The organism is Amycolatopsis sp. TRM77291, from assembly GCF_054166285.1.
In genome coordinates this window covers 5,897,125-5,912,450 of record NZ_JBSZHF010000001.1, presented here as the reverse complement: position 1 = coordinate 5,912,450, position 15,326 = coordinate 5,897,125, and the positions used below count along the sequence as shown (strand labels likewise).

Below are 15,326 nucleotides of genomic sequence, written 5' to 3'. Positions count from 1 at the left end.
AGGATCGGGACGTGGTTAGCGCATCGTCCCCGAAGAGTCGTCCAGGCCTGCTCGATGGGCTCGATCCCGAGCAACGCGCCGCCGCCTGCGCGCCGAGGGGGCCGGTCTGCGTCCTCGCGGGAGCAGGGACCGGCAAGACCCGGACGATCACCCACCGCATCGCCCACCTGGTCCGTTCCGGCCACGTCGCCGCTGGTCAGGTCCTCGCCGTCACCTTCACGACCCGCGCCGCGGGGGAGATGCGCACCCGTCTTCGGGGGTTGGGTGTGGACGCCGCCCAGGCGCTCACGTTCCACGCCGCCGCCCGCCGCCAGTTGCGGTATTTCTGGCCTCAGGTCGTCGGAGACCGGCCTTGGGAGCTGCTCGAGAACAAGTTCCGCTACATCAGCCAAGCCGCCAACAAGGCCGGCCTCGGCACCGAGACGGAACTGCTGCGCGACCTCGCTAGTGAGATCGAGTGGAGCAAGGCCTCTTTGGTATCGCCGGACGACTATCCCGCGGTGGCCGCACGGACACAGCGGGACACACCGGCGCCCGCCTCGCAGGTCGCGGAGGTCTACCGCAACTACGAGAAGGTCAAGAACGCCGCACAGGTCCTCGACTTCGACGACCTGCTCCTGCACACCACGGCCGTCCTCGAAGAGCACACGGTGGTGGCCCAGGAGTTCCGTGAGCGTTATCGCTGCTTCGTCGTCGACGAGTATCAGGACGTCACTCCGCTTCAGCAGCGGCTGCTCGACGCCTGGCTCGGCGGCCGTGACGACTTGACCGTCGTCGGCGACGCCAACCAGACCATCTATTCGTTCGGTGGTGCTTCTCCCCGGCCGCTCCTGGAGTTCACACGCAGGTTCCCCGAGGCGACGGTCGTGCGGCTCGAGCGGGACTACCGGTCGACTCCGGAGGTCGTGGCACTGGCCAATCAGGTGATCGGCGCCGCACGCGGCCGTCCTGCGGGGTCGAGGTTGAAGCTGATCGGCCAGCGTCCTTCCGGTCCGGCCCCCCGGTTCGCGGAGTATGACGACGAGACCGCCGAGGCCGCGGCTGTCGCGCGCAGGATCCGTGATCTGCTCGACAGCGGAGTGGCGGCCAGCGAGATCGCGGTGCTTTACCGCGTCAATGCCCAGTCCGAGGCCTACGAGCAGGCTCTGGCGGAAATGGGCATCCCGTATCTGGTCCGCGGCGGCGAGCGGTTCTTCGCCAGGGCCGAAGTCCGGCAGGCCATGTCCGCGCTGCGGATGGCATCGACCGACGCTTACACCGGCGAGCTGGTGACCCGTGTCCGCTCGGTCCTCGCGAAAGTGGGGCTCACCGACCAGCCTCCTGCCGGAGGCGCGGCGAAAGAGCGGTGGGACGCGCTTCTTTCGATCGTCGAGCTGGCCGAGGAACTGGCTTCCACGGTCGAAGACGCGGATCTTCCGCGGTTCGTGGCGGAGCTCGAACAGCGGGCGTCAGCGCAGCATCCACCGACGGTGGAGGGCATCACCCTGGCCTCGCTTCACGCGGCGAAGGGTCTCGAATGGGATGCCGTGTTCCTCGTGGGGTTGGCCGAGGGGACCATGCCGATCCTTCACGCCGACGGCGACGAGGCCGCCATCGAGGAAGAACGCCGCCTCTTCTATGTGGGCGTCACACGTGCTCGAGTGCATCTCTCGCTGTCGTGGGCCTTGGCCAGAACGTCGGGAAATCGCCGTAATCGGCGACGCAGCAGGTTCCTCTACGGCCTCATCCCCGAAGATCACCCGGCGGCGAGGGTCGCCCGATCGCAGCAGCCGAAGCAGTCCGGCAACAAGGCACGGTGCCGCGTGTGCGGCGGGCCGCTGCTGGAGACACTGGACATCAAGCTCGGCCGGTGTTCCCGGTGCCCGTCCAACGTGGACGAGCAGCTGCTCGAGAAGCTGAAATCCTGGCGTGGTGAGCGCTCGCGCGAGCTCAAGGTGCCGGCCTTCGTCGTTTTCACGGACGCGACGCTCGTCGCCATCGCCGAGCAGCGGCCTACCGATGACACGGCGTTGTGTGCCATCTCCGGGATCGGAGCGACGAAGCTCGAACGCTTCGGCGCGGAGGTTCTCGACGTCGTGCGGGCCTCGGTGGAGACTTGACCGCGTCCCAGGCTTGATCCACGCGGCGAACCTGCTGCTCAGAGCCGATCTTCGCAACTTCGACGGATTTTCTGGAAAATAAGTTGCCCCGGCGCGGCCGGGGGCAATAACCTGCAGGTACCGGGCGGGAAGCGCCCGGTCTGGGGAAGAACATCTACAACACAGCGTAGACCGCAGGGCGGCTCGCGCGCGACAGAGAAAGGTGGTGTCAGTGAAATGAGGATCAACATGAAGCTCACGAACCCTGGCACCCGTCTGTCCTGCGTCGCGGAAGTCCCGCAGGCACAGCGCCAGGGCACCTTCATGCCCGTGAGCATCCTTGCCGCCCGCGGCACTCAGCGTCTCAACCGGCGCTGGGTTACCGCCGACGAGACCTTCACGCACGCTGCTGCCTTCGGTGGGGCGTACGTGAACGGTGGCGTCGATCTGCCGGTCATCAAGCAGTTCCGTGTTCCGTTGTCCGAACGGGAGCGAAGTTCCTGACCTAGTCAGGACCAGAGGCTCACGAAGGCCGCGGAACCGGTTACCGGATCCGCGGCCTTCGTGTTTTTTGCTGCACAAACAAGTTGGCTGCACAACCTAATTGGGGTTCAGCGTTGTCCAGTTCCACCGTGAGTACGAAATCCGTTACGGCACAGAGGAGTGCACCTATGTCATCGGCCATAGCTTTCGCGCCGGGGGAGGCCCTTCCCTTCGCCGACGCCGGCGTCGTCGACCTGCTCGACGCCATCGACTCGCCCGAGTCGATGCTTCCCTGCCGCTCGGGCGACGCGGACCTGTGGTTCGCCGAGTCGCCGGCAGAGCTCGAGCGAGCGAAGGCGTTCTGCGCGGACTGCCCGGTCCGTTCCGCCTGCCTCGCGGGCGCCCTTTCGCGGCGTGAGCCGTGGGGTGTCTGGGGTGGCGAAATCTTCGAGCGCGGCGTCGTCGTCGCGAGGAAGCGGCCCCGTGGCCGCCCCCGCAAGAACGCGGTCGTCGAGCCCGCCGCCGAGGCTGGCCCGGTCGCGCGCAAGGTCGAGCGGAGCGCCGCGGCATGACCGTCGAACTCATCACCACCAGGGATTACGAGGCGCGGACGGGAACTCTCGCGCCGACCGAATTGAACGAGATCAAGGTCGAGGAGACCAGCGAAATGTTGCTTTATGAAGAACTGTCCAGGGCCCGAATACGAGACCTCGAGGAGGGAGTCCGCGCGCAGCGGGCTCGGAGCGGCCCACGCGCCGCGCGCAGGTGGACCAAGGTCGCCCGGTGGGCGACCCGGCGAGCTGAGCGTTTCCAGGCCTGACCACTCCGGGGGAGCGGGGGACCTTTGCTATCGCGCCGCGATAGCAAAGGTCCCCCGCTCCCCTTTTGGGACGTGGCGCGGCTCGGCGTGGTGTTCACTTGATGAATGGCCGTACACACGCATGACGACATCGACTGGTCAGATCGGCTTCGCTCGCTTCGCATGGCCGAGGCACTTGACGCCGAGCCGATGCGGGCAGCGGCTCGGCGGCTGCTGGAGGGGATGCCGGACGGGCTGACCATCCTCGACGTCGGCTGCGGCGCGGGCGGGATGAGCGTGCTCTTCGCCGAGGAGCTCTCCGCCGCCGGCGCCAACATTGTGCTGGTCGACGCGACCGAACAGCTACTCGCCGAAGCGCGCCGAGTCGTCAGCGCGGCCGCTGGGGAGAGGGCCATCGTCGAGACGGTCCACGCCGATGTGGCTGACGAGGGGTTGCCTGCCAAGCTCCCCGCCGCCGATCTTGTCTGGGCTTCCCGCGTGGTCCACCACCTGCCCGATCAGCAGGCGGCCATCGACACTCTCGCCCGGCTCGCCCGCCCCGGCGGGCTGGTCGCCATCTCGGAGGGCGGCCTGGACTTCAACTGCCTCCCCTGGGATCTCGGCATCGGCCGCCCCGGGCTCGAGGAGAGGCTGCTCGCCGCGCGCGGCGAGTGGTTCGCCGAGATGCGGACAGGAATCCCCGGCTCGGTTTCCATGCCCTACGGCTGGAACATCGCGCTGCAGCGAGCCGGCCTCGTCGACGTCGATTCCTTCGGGGTGCTCATCCACCACCCGGCGCCCGGCCCGGAACTGCTGGGCGAGTTCGTCATCGAGCGGGTGACCTGGCTGAACGAGGTCGCGGGCGACCGGCTCGGCGATGACGACCACGAGACCGTGGCCGCGCTGGTGGATCCGGCGAACCCGGCCTTCCTGGGCGCTCGCCGGGATCTGTTCCTCCAAGGGGCGAAGACCATCCATTGTGGACGGCGATCGTGAGTGAGCAGGTCACTTGCTCGTTGTGCGGCCGGATCCGCGGTGGCGACGAGGAGCCCGCGCAGACACTCGCCTGGGTTTCCACCCGCGAGAAGAACGTCGTGCGCTGGATGTGCCCCGCCTGCGTTCGCCGCCACACCCGTGACATCGAAGGAAAGCTGCCGGACGAGTACTGGTGAACCTCAGGCGGCGTCGATCCGGCCGATCGTGCGGACCTTCGGTCTCGGCGTCCGCGTCGCTTCGCCGAACGCCCTGACGAGCTCTGCCGCGACTTCCAGCGGAGCCTTCTTCAGCTGGTCGATGGTGCAGCGGACCAGCACGGTCCCCGTCGCGGTCAGCGCTAGCGGGTGAAAATTCGCCGCACCCTGTTTCGGGGGCCGGAATTGCCACGCCATGCCGATGTCGTCCCACCAGGCGTCGGCGGTGCCGATGGGGCGCCCTCGTCTGTCGCAGAGCGTCGTGTTCCACGACGGCGAGGGCAGCGGGCAGCCGCTGAGGACCTTCTTCGCCAGCCCATGCGCGTACGTCTCCTCGGGATCGACGCGTCGCAGAGCCGCGCGTACCGCGGCCGAACCTCGCCGGTTACCGGAATCGAGCTCCTCGCTGAGTTCGTCGAGCGTGCACAGCCCCCAATACAGCGGCAGCGAGATCAGCTCGTCGATTCGCATGGGGTCGAGCTCCAGCCGGGCGAGATCGAGCGCCGCCCGGGCCGCTGGGGCGAACGGGACGCCGTCGATCATGGTCGGCGACGGCATCCGCGTGGTTCTTCGCGGCAGCATGCCCGGTTCCGCCGGCACGCGCCGATAGTCCGGGACGAGGAGATGGACCTCCCGTGTCAGCGGGCAGCCGACACCTCGTGCGCGTAGCGCGTCGGCGCCTGTCACGACGACCTCCGGCCCGAACCGCGCGACAGCGGCTTGCAGCAGCTGAAGCCGGGTGGGCGCGGAGTCGCGCAACAGGATGACGCCCGGCATCAGCCTTCGCCAAGGACCGCCCGGGCCGCAGAGCTTCGCGGCGTAGCGTGCGGTGACGCCCGCCTGCCGCAGCTCGCGGCTGGTGATGATCCCGGATTCGCTGGTGTTACTGAGCGCCATGAGTCGGGCGCTTCGTGTAGTGGTCATGATTCGAGGATGGCTGCTGGGCCGACCGGGTGGAACCACTTCCGCCAACTTGTGGACAACTCGCCCGGGCGGACCCGTTTTCGGCTCAGTCGCACCGTTCCCTGTGGATAACTTCTCAGGCCGCGAAGCCCGGCTGCCACCGTTCGACGATCGCGCGGGCGGGGATCTCGGCGTCGAGCTGACAGAGGATGCCGGTCGATCCGGCGGTCACCCGGTGGATCATCAGGTACTCGGGCGGCAGGTTGAGGGAACGGCCGATCCGGAAGTCGCGGCCGCGGGTGTCGCCGACCCGGCCTGCCTGTCGTTGCATCCAGCGGCGGGTGAAGTGGAACGTGTCGCCCGCCAGCGGTTCGGTGAACGGTGCCAGGTACGCGAGCACGTCGTCGGCCTGCAGATCCGCGTCGCCCCGGATGAAACCGGACTCCCTGAGCAGCCGCATCAGCTTCGCGGACTCGCCGTCGAGCGCCAGCCTGGTCATCTCGCCGAGGTGCTGCGGGATCCCCTCGGGCAGCCGGGACACCCCGCCGAAGTCGATGACGCACAGCCTGCCGTCGGCGGTCAGCATGAAATTGCCCGGATGCGGGTCCGAATGCAGGAGCCGGGCTCGTTCCGGCGACGAGTAATGGAATTCGGTGAGCAGGCGGCCGGCGCGGTCTCGTGTCTCCTTGTCGCCGCCGGCGATGATCTTCGACAGCGGGGTGCCGGTGGCCCACTCGGTGACGACGACCTTCGGCGCGCTGGCGACCACGCGAGGGATCAGGAACCCGGGGACGCCTTCGAACGCCTTGACGAAAGCACGCTGGTTCTGCGCTTCGGCCTGGTAGTCGAGCTCTTCGTTCATCCGCTCGGCGAGCTCCGCCAGGAGTGGCTTCACCTCGGTCCCCGGCACGAAGGCCTGGAACAACCTGCTGAAACGCTGAAGCTGCCGGAGGTCGCTCCGCAAGGCGTCGTCGGCTCCGGGATATTGCACCTTGACGGCGACTTCGCGGCCGTCGTGCCAGGTCGCGCGATGGACCTGGCCGATGCTCGCCGAAGCGGCGGGCTCGTCGTCGAAGGCCGCGAATCGCTGCTTCCAGGTGCGCCCCAGCTGCTCGGCGAGGACCCGATGGGTCTGCCGGGTGGGCATGGGCGGCGCGGCGGCCTGAAGCTTGGTCAGGGCCTCGCGATAGGGCTTGGCCATCTCGTCCGGCACCGCGGCCTCGAAGACGCTCAGCGCCTGGCCGAACTTCATCGCGCCGCCCTTGAGCGTGCCGAGGACCTCGAAGAGCTGCTCCGCCGCCTTGGCGGACAGCGTCGCGTTGACTTCTTCGGCGCTCTGCCCGGTCAGCCGCCTGCCCCAGCCGCCGACCGCCCGCCCCGCTATGCCGAGCGGGATACTGGCCAGCTTCGCCGTGCGCGCGGCCCCGTTGCGGGGGATGGCGGCTTCACGGTCCTCGGCGTTGCGGGAGTCGGTCACCTTCGCGATTCTGCCTTGATTCACTGCGCCCGCGCAGCCTGTTGAGGGAGTGCGTGTGGGCTACGTCGCTCGCCGTATCAACGAGCGCCGCATCCGCAGGCGGTGTGCGGCGGCCAGTCGCGGTGCCGGATCTTGCCGTCGAAGAAGTCGATCTCCAGCGTGGCGTTCCACGCGGGCGGCGCCTGATCGCTCGGGGACAGGAGCCTGAGCGCCTGTGCGGCGGCGAGCGCGGCGCAGGCCTGGACGGAGCCGAGATCGGCTCGCTGCACTCGGCCGACGAGCTGGCTCGCCACCCTCGGCCAGGAATCGTCGCGGCCTGCCCGGTGCAGGTCGGCGCAGCGCAGGCAGCTGCTGCGGCCGGGCACCACCAAAGGTCCCACGATGCCGACCCCGTCCCGGACGCGGACCGGCAGGTGGTTTATCCCGTCGCGGACGAGTTCGTCGACCACTTCGGGAGCGGGCACCACGGCGTCGGTGAGCAGGGCGAGTTCCGGCCTGCGGTCCGAATAGAGCCGCGTCGTCACGGTGCTCGCCCTGGCGCGGCGCACGACCTGCGCCATCGCGTCCCGGCGTGGCAAGCCGATTTCGGCTTCGGTGTAGCCCGAGCCCAGGTCGGCTTCGAGAACCGTGCCCGAAGCCCGGACGTCGATGTGCCCGACTCCGCCGTTGGCGAGCAGGACGGCGATGGCCACCGCCAGCCTGCCGTCGCCGTGGATCGCCACCGCGGTGCGCTTGCGGCGGGCCGTCATGGCCGTTTGATGGTGGCGGGCGCGAAGCGACCAGAGCCCTGTCTCGACTCTAGGTCTCGGGTGCCGGTCGGACTGGCCCGCATCGGTCAGGAGACCTCGGGCCGTCAGGTCCGTCATCAGGTCCCGCAGCTGTTCGTCGTGTTCGCTCTGCGCGAGCACGATGTCGTCCGCGGCCTGTTTCCCGTCCAGCCCGCGGAGGGCTTCGGCCACCTCGGTGGCGACGCCGGCGATCACCACGGCGTGTGCGGGGTCGAGGCCGATCTGGATCTCGCCGTTTCCCCGTTCCAGCACATCCAGCCCCGGAAGCAGGGTGGGAAAGGCAGGCAGGATGATCGATCGCAGGTCCGGTTCGCGAAGGTTCATGATCGCAGGATCGCACCCGGCTGCCGTCCACCCGCCCGGAAAAACGGGAGTTATCCACAGGTTGGCCCCGTTGTGGACAACTGGAGGCTGTGACCTTTCGGCTCTCGGAGTTGTCGGTGACTGGCCTTACCGTGGTCGAGTGGTCGAAGCACGGACGCCCTCATTGAGGGGCCGGGACACGACGAATCCGTCGGACACTCCCGAACACAAGGTCGAGGTACGGCGCAGCCAACGCCGCCACCGGACCGTCACCGCGTACTGGGACGAGGACACCCTCGTCGTGCTGATCCCTGCCCGGATGACCCGGGCCGAGGAGAAGCACTGGGTTGCCGAGATGCAGCGCAAGCTGCTGCGCAAAGGCCCGCGGCAGGCCGCGCCGCCCAAGGCGTCGGACGAGGCGCTGCTGGCGCGCTGCGCCGTGCTCTCGGCGAAGTATCTGGATGGGAAGGCGATACCCGCGAGCGTTCGCTGGGTACCGCCGATGAGGACGAGGTGGGCGTCCTGCACACCGGTCGACGCGACGATCAGGGTCAGTGATCGTCTGCGCCGGGTGCCGGCATGGGTGCTGGACTACGTCCTCGTGCACGAACTCGCGCATTTGAAGGAGCCAGGCCACAACGCGGCCTTCTGGGAGCTCGTTCGCCGTTACCCGAAGACCGAACGCGCCATCGGCTACCTGGAGGGTCTGTCCTCCGCCGCCGGATGGGGCATCGCGGCGGAGGACTGACGTGCCTCAGTTCTCTTCTTCGTCGCCCTTGGGCTTGTTCTTCTCGCGCTCGGTGCGCTCGATCTCGGCGATCGGGTCGATGCCTTCGAGTGTCGACTCGCCGTCGCCGAGGCGTTCGGAGAAGTCGAGCGGCTCGTCGAGGTCGTCGGCGGTCGGCATCAGGTCGGGGTGGGACCAGAGGCCGTCCCGCTTCTCGATGCCGTGCTGGTCGCCGACGAGCTTCCACAGCGAGGAGGCCGCCCGCATCCGCCTGGGCCGGAGCTCCAGCCCGACCAAGGTGGCGAAGGTCTGCTCGGCGGGGCCACCCGTGGCCCGGCGGCGGCGCAGCGTCTCCCGGAGCGCGTCCGCGCCCGGAAGCCGGTCGCCGATGGCCTCGGCCACCACGACGTCGACCCAGCCTTCGACCAGCGCGAGCAGGGTCTCCAGGCGGTTCAGCGCCGCCTTCTGCTCGGGCGAGGTCTGCGGCTCGAGCAGGCCGGAGGACATGGCCTCTTCGATGCTGGCCGGGTTCGACGGGTCGATCTGGCCCGCGAGCTGCTCCAGCGCCGACGTGTCGACGGAGATCCCGCTCGCGAACTCCTCGACGGTGGCCAGGAGCCGCTGCCGAAGCCAGGGGACGTGGGCGAACAGCCGCTGGTGGGCGGCCTCGCGAGCGGCGATGAAGACCAGCACCTCACTGGTCGGCAGCTCCAAGCCCTCGGTGAACTTCTCGATGTTCGCCGGCAGCAGCGCGGAAGTGGCCGCGGGGCCGAGCGGGAGACCGACCTCGGTGGAGGTGAGCACTTCGGAAGCCAACTGAGCCAGGGCGTTGCCGAGCTGGGAGCCGAAGGCCATCCCGCCCATCTGCCCCATCATCGACAGAAGCGGGCCGGCGGCCTGTTTGGCCTCCTCGGGCAGGGCCTGGACCCACGCGCCCGAGACCTGCTGGGCGACCGGGTCGCAGAGGCGCTGCCAGGTGGGCAGGGTCTTCTCGACCCAGTTACGCGCGGACCAGGCGACCGTGGTCGTGGCTCCGGCGGGCAGGATCGTCGCGGCGTCGAGCCACAGCTCCGCCAGGTGTGCGGCGTCACGGACGGCCGTGCTCGAGTCGCCGCCGCTGGACGACGAAAAGCCGAGCTGGACGTCGGTGCTGCCGCTGCTGCTGAGGTTCTGCAACGCGATCTGTTTCGCCAGGTCATAGTTGACCGGCCCGGTCGAGCTGCCGGCCTGGCTGAGCATCTGGCCCAGCTGGCTGAGCATCTGACCGAGCTGATTGAAGGCCTCGGCGCCGGAGGGCTGGCCGCCGGAGTCCGACGGCTCGTTCTCGCCTCGTTTGTCGGGATCGGGCGGTCCGAAGCCGAACGGGGGTTTGCTCATGGCACCACCGTACGCGGGTCCCGCGTTTCACAGCTCGTCAAGTGGAGTGATGAGCGTGGCCTTCACCGAGAAGCGAACACGGTCACCGTACGCTGTCACGCGTGACAGAGCCCTCGGAGGAGACCACAGGAGCGCGGAGCCGTGCGGGCTCCGCGGGTGACCAGGACCGCTCCGAACGGCGGCTGACCCGGCGCGGCTGGACGCTGCTGGTCAGCGGCGCGCTGTTCGTCGTCTTCGCGCTGGTCGGGTTCTTCATCCCCGTGCCGTATGTGGCGATCAGCCCCGGGCCGACTTACGACACGCTCGGCAAGGACGCCGCCGGGCAGTCCGTGATCCAGGTCAACGGGCACGAGGTCTTCCAGACCTCCGGCGAGCTGCGGATGACGACGGTCTCCCTGCGCGATGGCGGTATCACGCTGTTCAACGCGCTCGGGCTCTGGGCGAGCGGCCGGTACGCGCTGGCGCCGCGCGAGGAATATTTCAAGCCGGGCGAAACCAACGAGCAGGTCCGGCAGGAGAACATCCAGCAGCTGCAGGACTCGCAGACCGCTGCCCAGGTCGCCGCGCTGCGCCGCAAGTTCCCGGTGAAGGTGCTCGCGAAGACGATCGTCTCCGGCAGTCCCGCGGACAAGGTGCTCGCTCCCGGCGACCGGCTTCTGGTGGTCAACGGGAAGACGGTCACCGAGGCGACCGAGGTGCGTGCCGCCCTGAACGGGACGAAGCCCGGTCAAACCGTCCAGATCACCTTCAAATCCGATGGTCAGGCCGAACGCACCGTGCCGCTCACGCTCGCGCAGCGGCCCGATGGGCCGGAAGGCTTCATGGGCCTGACCGCGGTGGACCGTGCCGACGTTCCTTTCGACGTGAAAATCTCGCTGCAGGACGTCGGCGGCCCGTCGGCGGGCCTGATGTTCGCGCTCGCGATCGTCGACAAGATGGAGCCCGGCGACCTCGCCGGTGGCAGGCATATCGCCGGGACGGGCGAGATCTCCGAGAAGGGCGTCGTCGGCGCGATCGGCGGCATCTCGTTCAAGGTGGTCGGCGCTCGCGAGGCCGGTGCCACCGACTTCCTCGTGCCCGCGCACAACTGCGCCGAGGCGAAGACCGCCGCTCCCGAGGGGCTGAATCTGATCAAGGTGTCCACGCTGGACGAGGCGATCGCGCAGCTCGACAACCTTAAGGCGGGTAGGCCGACCGCCTCCTGCTGACCGCCGGGGGAGCAAGGGACCTTTGCTATCGCTCGCCGCGGGCCTGGGCAGGCGGTAGCAAAGGTCCCTTGCTCTCTTTCCGCAGGTCAGGGCAGCAGGGTGGCCTTCAGGGCTTCGAGCAGGTTGGGCGCCAGCTCCGGGTTCTCGATGATCTCGTCGACGGGGACGTCATCGGGTTCGGAGGGCTGGCCGGCACCGCGAAGCCGCATGACGCACGCTCCGGCACCATCCCGCAGCACAGCCGCGACGAGGCGGGCTTCGGTCCGGCGCGGGTGGTCGGCGGCCGCTTGACGCAGGCGTTCGGCGTCGGTCTCGGGCACAACAGGAAGCTCTGCCTCGGCGTCCGGCGGCAGCACGATGATCTCCTGCGCGAGCGCGCAGCCCAGCACCAGATCGGGCCACGCGATCTGCGCCAGCGCTTCGCCGAGGTCACCTTCGGGCAGAGCCTCCTGAGCGACCGGCGTCAGCGGGGCCGACGCGTCGAGCTGACCGGCCAGTTCGGGCTGCTCGTCCAGCAGCGCCGCGGTCGGGACCAGCGCGAACAACTGCGGCGGCTGGTCCCATCCTCCGGAGGCGACGAACTCCTCGACTTCGCGGGCCAGGCCGGCCACGCCCTGCTGCTCACTCGGTGCCATTGGCACATCGTTCCAGGCGGCCCGGGCAGCGGCCTTCCGAGTCCGGTTTGGGCGGGTTCCGGGAACTTCCGACGGCATCCGTAGAGTTAGAGCATCAGGGGACGCACGCGGACGCGCGCCCCCGCGAAAAGTTCACCAAACCAGGAGCGTGTGCAGTGGCCACTCGGCCCCCCGTGAGCCTGCCGAAGCTGTCCCGGCGCAGCCGGATACTGCTCATCATCGCCGCCGTAGTCATTCTGGCCCTGCTGCTGGGCGCGAGACTGCTGGACACCTACGTCGACTGGTTGTGGTTCGGCGAGGTCGGCGCCCGCACGGTGTTCAGCACGGTGTTGATCACTCGTGTGATCTTGTTCTTCGCCGTAGGGCTCCTGGTGGGCGGGGCGCTCGCGATCAGTTTGATGATCGCGTACCGGTCCAGGCCCGTCTTCGTGCCGATTTCCGGCAACGACGACCCGCTCGCGCGCTACCGGTCGGCGATCGTCGGCCGGATCCGCCTGTTCGGCATCGGCATCCCGGTGCTCACCGGGCTGATCGCTGGCGCGTCCGCGCAGGGCGACTGGCAGGTCGTGCAGCTGTTCCTGAACGGCACCCGGTTCGGGCAGACCGATCCCGAGTTCGGCAACGACGTCGGCTTCTACGCCTTCGACCTGCCGTTCTACAACTGGCTCCTGGGCTGGCTGTTCATCTCCGTCGTCATCGCGTTCTTCGGCGCGCTGATCTCGCACTACATCTTCGGCGGCATCCGGCTCGCGGGTAAGGGCGGTCAGCTCGCCGGCCCGACCCGCGCCCAGCTCGCCATCACCATCGGCATCTTCGTGCTGCTGAAGGCGGTCGAGTACTTCTTCGACCGCTACAACCTGCTGCTCTCGGACCGCGGGGCACCGCTGTTCGTCGGTGCGACCTACACCGACCTGAACGCCGTCTTGCCCGCGAAGCTGATCCTCCTGTGCATCTCGGTGATCTGCGCCGTCGCGTTCTTCGCCGGCGCGTTCCTCCGCAACCTGCAGCTGCCCGCGATCGCGCTGGTGCTGCTGATCCTGTCGAACGTGCTCGTCGGCGTCGCGTGGCCCGCGGTGCTCGACCAGTTCTCGGTGCGTCCCAACGCGAACGAGAAGGAATCCGCGTCGATCCAGCGCAACATGGACGCGACCCGTCAGGCGTTCGGCCTGACCAACGTCGAGTACAAGGACTACACCGGCAAGTCCGAGGCGACCTCCGCGGAGATCAAGGCGGACAAGGGGACCGTCCCGAACATCCGGCTCCTCGACCCGAACGTCCTCAGCGACACGTTCACCCAGCGCGTCGGCCGTGAGAACTTCTACGGCTTCCCGTCCAAGCTGGACATCGACCGCTACACCCTCAACGGGGTCACGCAGGACTACATCGTCGCGGCCAAGGAGATCAAGACCGAGGGCCTCACCGGCAACCAGACGAACTGGATCAACAAGCACCTCGTCTACACGCACGGAAACGGGTTCGTCGCCGCGCCGGCCAACACGATCGACCGCGCGCTGAAGGACGCCAACTCCGACGGCGGCTACCCGATCGCCACCACCAGCGACACCCAGAACCCGTCGGGCGCGGGGGCGACCGACCCGAGCAAGCCGGGCATCAAGGTGGACGAGCCCCGTATCTACTACGGCGAGCTCGCGACCGACGCCGCGTACGCGATCGTCGGCGGCAAGGCGGGGCAGGCGCCCGGCGAGTACGACACCGCCGTCGACCGCGCCTACATCTACAAGGGTTCCGGCGGCGTGCCGATCGACAACTGGTTCAACCGCCTCGTTTTCGCCGCCGAGTACGGAGAGCGCAACATCCTCTTCTCCGACGCCATCGGCGACGGATCGAAGATCATGTTCAACCGCGAACCGCGGGACCGGGTCGCCAAGATCGCCCCGTGGCTGACGCTCGACGGTGACCCGTACCCGGCGGTCGTCGACGGCAAGATCAAGTGGATCGTCGACGGCTACACGACGATGAACAACTTCCCGTACGCCCAGCAGACCCAGCTCGGCCAGGCGACCAACGACTCGCTCAGCGGCACCACCCGTCAGGCGAACTCCTCGATCAACTACATCCGCAACTCGGTCAAGGCCACCGTCGACGCGTTCGACGGCACCGTGACCCTGTACGGCGTCGAGGACAACGAGCCGGTGCTCAACGCCTGGAAGCAGGTCTTCCCGGGGCTGGTCAAGCCGAGCAGCGAGATCTCGCCGGACCTGCGGTCGCACTTCCGCTACCCCGAAGACCTCTTCAAGGTGCAGCGGGAACTCCTGTCGAAGTACCACGTGAACAACCCCGCGGAGTTCTACGCCCAGCAGGCCTTCTGGAGCGTTCCGCAGGATCCGACGCAGGAGGGCGGCGTGAACGCGTCCGCCTCCGGAATCGCCAACCAGCCCGGCTACTACGTCCTGGCCACCGCGCCGGGCGACACCAAGTCGCGGTTCCAGCTCACCAGTTCGCTGACCGGTCTCCAACGGCAGTATCTGGCGGCCTGGATGTCGGTGTCTTCGGATCCCGAGGACTACGGGAAGATGCGCGTCCTGAGACTGCCGACAGGCGCCAGCGGATCCACCCAGGTGGACGGTCCCGTCCAGGTCCAGAACAGATTCCAAAGTGACCCACGGGTCGCGCAGGACCGGACGCTGTTCAACAACCCGAACGTCACCGTCACCTACGGGAACCTGATCACGCTGCCCGTCGCCAACGGCTTCCTCTACGTGGAACCGGTCTACATCCGGCAGCGGAACCAGCTGAGCTATCCGCAGCTGGCGCGGGTCCTGGTCTCCTACGGCACCAAGATCGGGTTCGCGCCGACGCTGAACGAAGCGCTCGACCAGGTCTTCGGCGCGGGCACGGGCTCCGGGGTCACACCGCCGCAGACCGGCGGCACCCCCGGACCCACGACGCCTCCGCCGCCGGGCACGACGACGCCGCAGCCGCCCTCCAGCGGAAACCCGGCGCTCGACAAGGCCGCGGGCGACATGCACGACGCCTGGGTCAAGTTCCGCGCGGCCCAGCAATCCGGGAACTACGCCGACCAGGGTGCTGCCCTGGCCGCACTCGAAGCCGCCTCCAAGGCTTATGAGTCGGCCAAGGCCAGCCCGCCGGCGTCCGGTGCGCCCCCGACCTCCGGCCAGCCTGGAGGGTGACGTCGCTTACCTAAAGGGCACCTGCTTTGCGCCTGCTCGAAACGCAGGCGTAAGGTAGGTGTCACGACGCGGGGTGGAGCAGCTCGGTAGCTCGCTGGGCTCATAACCCAGAGGTCGCAGGTTCAAATCCTGTCCCCGCTACAGAGGTAGGAGGCCCGTGTCTGCGGAAAACGCAGACCGGGCCTCCTTCGTATTTGTCCCGGGGG

The 15,326-nt window shown here is 68.4% G+C and carries 14 protein-coding genes and 1 tRNA gene; 10 read left to right on the top strand and 5 right to left on the bottom strand.

Annotated features, from left to right (window positions below; all coding sequences use genetic code 11):
• Nucleotides 1-11 precede the first annotated feature (11 nt).
• The 6 genes from ACXIZN_RS27105 (at nt 12) to ACXIZN_RS27080 (ending at nt 4,532) form a co-directional block, all read left to right on the top strand.
• Entirely contained in the window at nt 12-2,099 is a 2,088-nt protein-coding gene (locus ACXIZN_RS27105; protein WP_457957729.1) for an ATP-dependent DNA helicase UvrD2, read from the top strand.
• A 216-nt stretch (nt 2,100-2,315) separates the two neighbouring features.
• Complete coding sequence (locus tag ACXIZN_RS27100) at nt 2,316-2,582, top strand: hypothetical protein (protein ID WP_126737720.1); 267 nt, start codon at nt 2,316-2,318, stop codon at nt 2,580-2,582.
• A gap of 167 nt (nt 2,583-2,749) precedes the next feature.
• Nucleotides 2,750-3,133: a WhiB family transcriptional regulator gene (locus ACXIZN_RS27095; RefSeq protein ID WP_457957728.1), complete on the top strand. Its 384-nt coding sequence runs from the start codon at nt 2,750-2,752 to the stop codon at nt 3,131-3,133.
• Nucleotides 3,130-3,381, top strand: a complete 252-nt coding sequence (locus ACXIZN_RS27090) for a hypothetical protein (RefSeq protein WP_457957726.1) — start codon at nt 3,130-3,132, stop codon at nt 3,379-3,381. Before ACXIZN_RS27095 ends, ACXIZN_RS27090 begins: the two co-directional genes overlap by 4 nt.
• 105 nt (nt 3,382-3,486) lie before the next feature.
• A complete protein-coding gene (locus ACXIZN_RS27085) occupies nt 3,487-4,356 on the top strand; it encodes a class I SAM-dependent methyltransferase (protein ID WP_457957725.1) in 870 nt (289 codons plus the stop codon).
• Complete coding sequence (locus tag ACXIZN_RS27080) at nt 4,350-4,532, top strand: hypothetical protein (RefSeq protein ID WP_457960603.1); 183 nt, start codon at nt 4,350-4,352, stop codon at nt 4,530-4,532. Before ACXIZN_RS27085 ends, ACXIZN_RS27080 begins: the two co-directional genes overlap by 7 nt.
• A 3-nt stretch (nt 4,533-4,535) precedes the next feature.
• Here ACXIZN_RS27080 and ACXIZN_RS27075 read toward each other — a convergent pair whose 3' ends face one another.
• From ACXIZN_RS27075 to ACXIZN_RS27065, 3 genes are all read right to left on the bottom strand, one after another.
• Nucleotides 4,536-5,447, bottom strand: coding sequence for a hypothetical protein (locus ACXIZN_RS27075; protein ID WP_457960602.1), 912 nt, complete (start codon nt 5,445-5,447; stop codon nt 4,536-4,538).
• A gap of 142 nt (nt 5,448-5,589) precedes the next feature.
• A complete protein-coding gene (locus ACXIZN_RS27070) occupies nt 5,590-6,930 on the bottom strand; it encodes an ABC1 kinase family protein (RefSeq protein WP_457957723.1) in 1,341 nt (446 codons plus the stop codon).
• Nucleotides 6,931-7,007: 77 nt separating this feature from the next.
• Nucleotides 7,008-8,042, bottom strand: coding sequence for a hypothetical protein (locus ACXIZN_RS27065; protein WP_457957721.1), 1,035 nt, complete (start codon nt 8,040-8,042; stop codon nt 7,008-7,010).
• Nucleotides 8,043-8,205: 163 nt separating this feature from the next.
• On the opposite strand from ACXIZN_RS27065, the gene ACXIZN_RS27060 reads away from it, so the two are divergent.
• Entirely contained in the window at nt 8,206-8,769 is a 564-nt protein-coding gene (locus ACXIZN_RS27060; RefSeq protein WP_007033866.1) for a M48 metallopeptidase family protein, read from the top strand.
• Nucleotides 8,770-8,775: 6 nt separating this feature from the next.
• Here the strand turns inward: ACXIZN_RS27060 and ACXIZN_RS27055 are convergent, their stop codons facing one another.
• Complete coding sequence (locus ACXIZN_RS27055) at nt 8,776-10,125, bottom strand: zinc-dependent metalloprotease (RefSeq protein WP_126737727.1); 1,350 nt, start codon at nt 10,123-10,125, stop codon at nt 8,776-8,778.
• A 203-nt stretch (nt 10,126-10,328) separates the two neighbouring features.
• Between ACXIZN_RS27055 and ACXIZN_RS27050 the strand changes: the two genes are divergently transcribed.
• Nucleotides 10,329-11,333 carry a YlbL family protein gene (locus ACXIZN_RS27050; RefSeq protein ID WP_457960601.1) on the top strand — a complete coding sequence of 335 codons (1,005 nt, stop codon included), beginning with the start codon at nt 10,329-10,331 and terminating at the stop codon, nt 11,331-11,333.
• A gap of 86 nt (nt 11,334-11,419) precedes the next feature.
• On the opposite strand, the gene ACXIZN_RS27045 is transcribed toward ACXIZN_RS27050, so the two are convergent.
• On the bottom strand, nt 11,420-11,968 hold the full coding sequence (locus tag ACXIZN_RS27045) for a PPA1309 family protein (protein WP_126737729.1): 549 nt from the start codon (nt 11,966-11,968) through the stop codon (nt 11,420-11,422).
• A 155-nt stretch (nt 11,969-12,123) separates the two neighbouring features.
• Between ACXIZN_RS27045 and ACXIZN_RS27040 the strand changes: the two genes are divergently transcribed.
• Nucleotides 12,124-15,120 carry a UPF0182 family protein gene (locus tag ACXIZN_RS27040; RefSeq protein ID WP_457957719.1) on the top strand — a complete coding sequence of 999 codons (2,997 nt, stop codon included), beginning with the start codon at nt 12,124-12,126 and terminating at the stop codon, nt 15,118-15,120.
• Nucleotides 15,121-15,187: 67 nt separating this feature from the next.
• Nucleotides 15,188-15,261: transfer RNA gene (locus ACXIZN_RS27035), tRNA-Met, on the top strand.
• Nucleotides 15,262-15,326 lie beyond the last annotated feature (65 nt).

Coding starts and splice junctions, on each gene's coding strand:
- ACXIZN_RS27100 (WP_126737720.1), top strand. CDS start 2,316: ATGAGGATCAACATGAAGCTCACGAACCCTGGCACCCGTCTGTCCTGC.
- ACXIZN_RS27095 (WP_457957728.1), top strand. CDS start 2,750: ATGTCATCGGCCATAGCTTTCGCGCCGGGGGAGGCCCTTCCCTTCGCC.
- ACXIZN_RS27090 (WP_457957726.1), top strand. CDS start 3,130: ATGACCGTCGAACTCATCACCACCAGGGATTACGAGGCGCGGACGGGA.
- ACXIZN_RS27085 (WP_457957725.1), top strand. CDS start 3,487: ATGGCCGTACACACGCATGACGACATCGACTGGTCAGATCGGCTTCGC.
- ACXIZN_RS27075 (WP_457960602.1), bottom strand. CDS start 5,447: ATGGCGCTCAGTAACACCAGCGAATCCGGGATCATCACCAGCCGCGAG.
- ACXIZN_RS27065 (WP_457957721.1), bottom strand. CDS start 8,042: ATGAACCTTCGCGAACCGGACCTGCGATCGATCATCCTGCCTGCCTTT.
- ACXIZN_RS27055 (WP_126737727.1), bottom strand. CDS start 10,125: ATGAGCAAACCCCCGTTCGGCTTCGGACCGCCCGATCCCGACAAACGA.
- ACXIZN_RS27045 (WP_126737729.1), bottom strand. CDS start 11,968: ATGGCACCGAGTGAGCAGCAGGGCGTGGCCGGCCTGGCCCGCGAAGTC.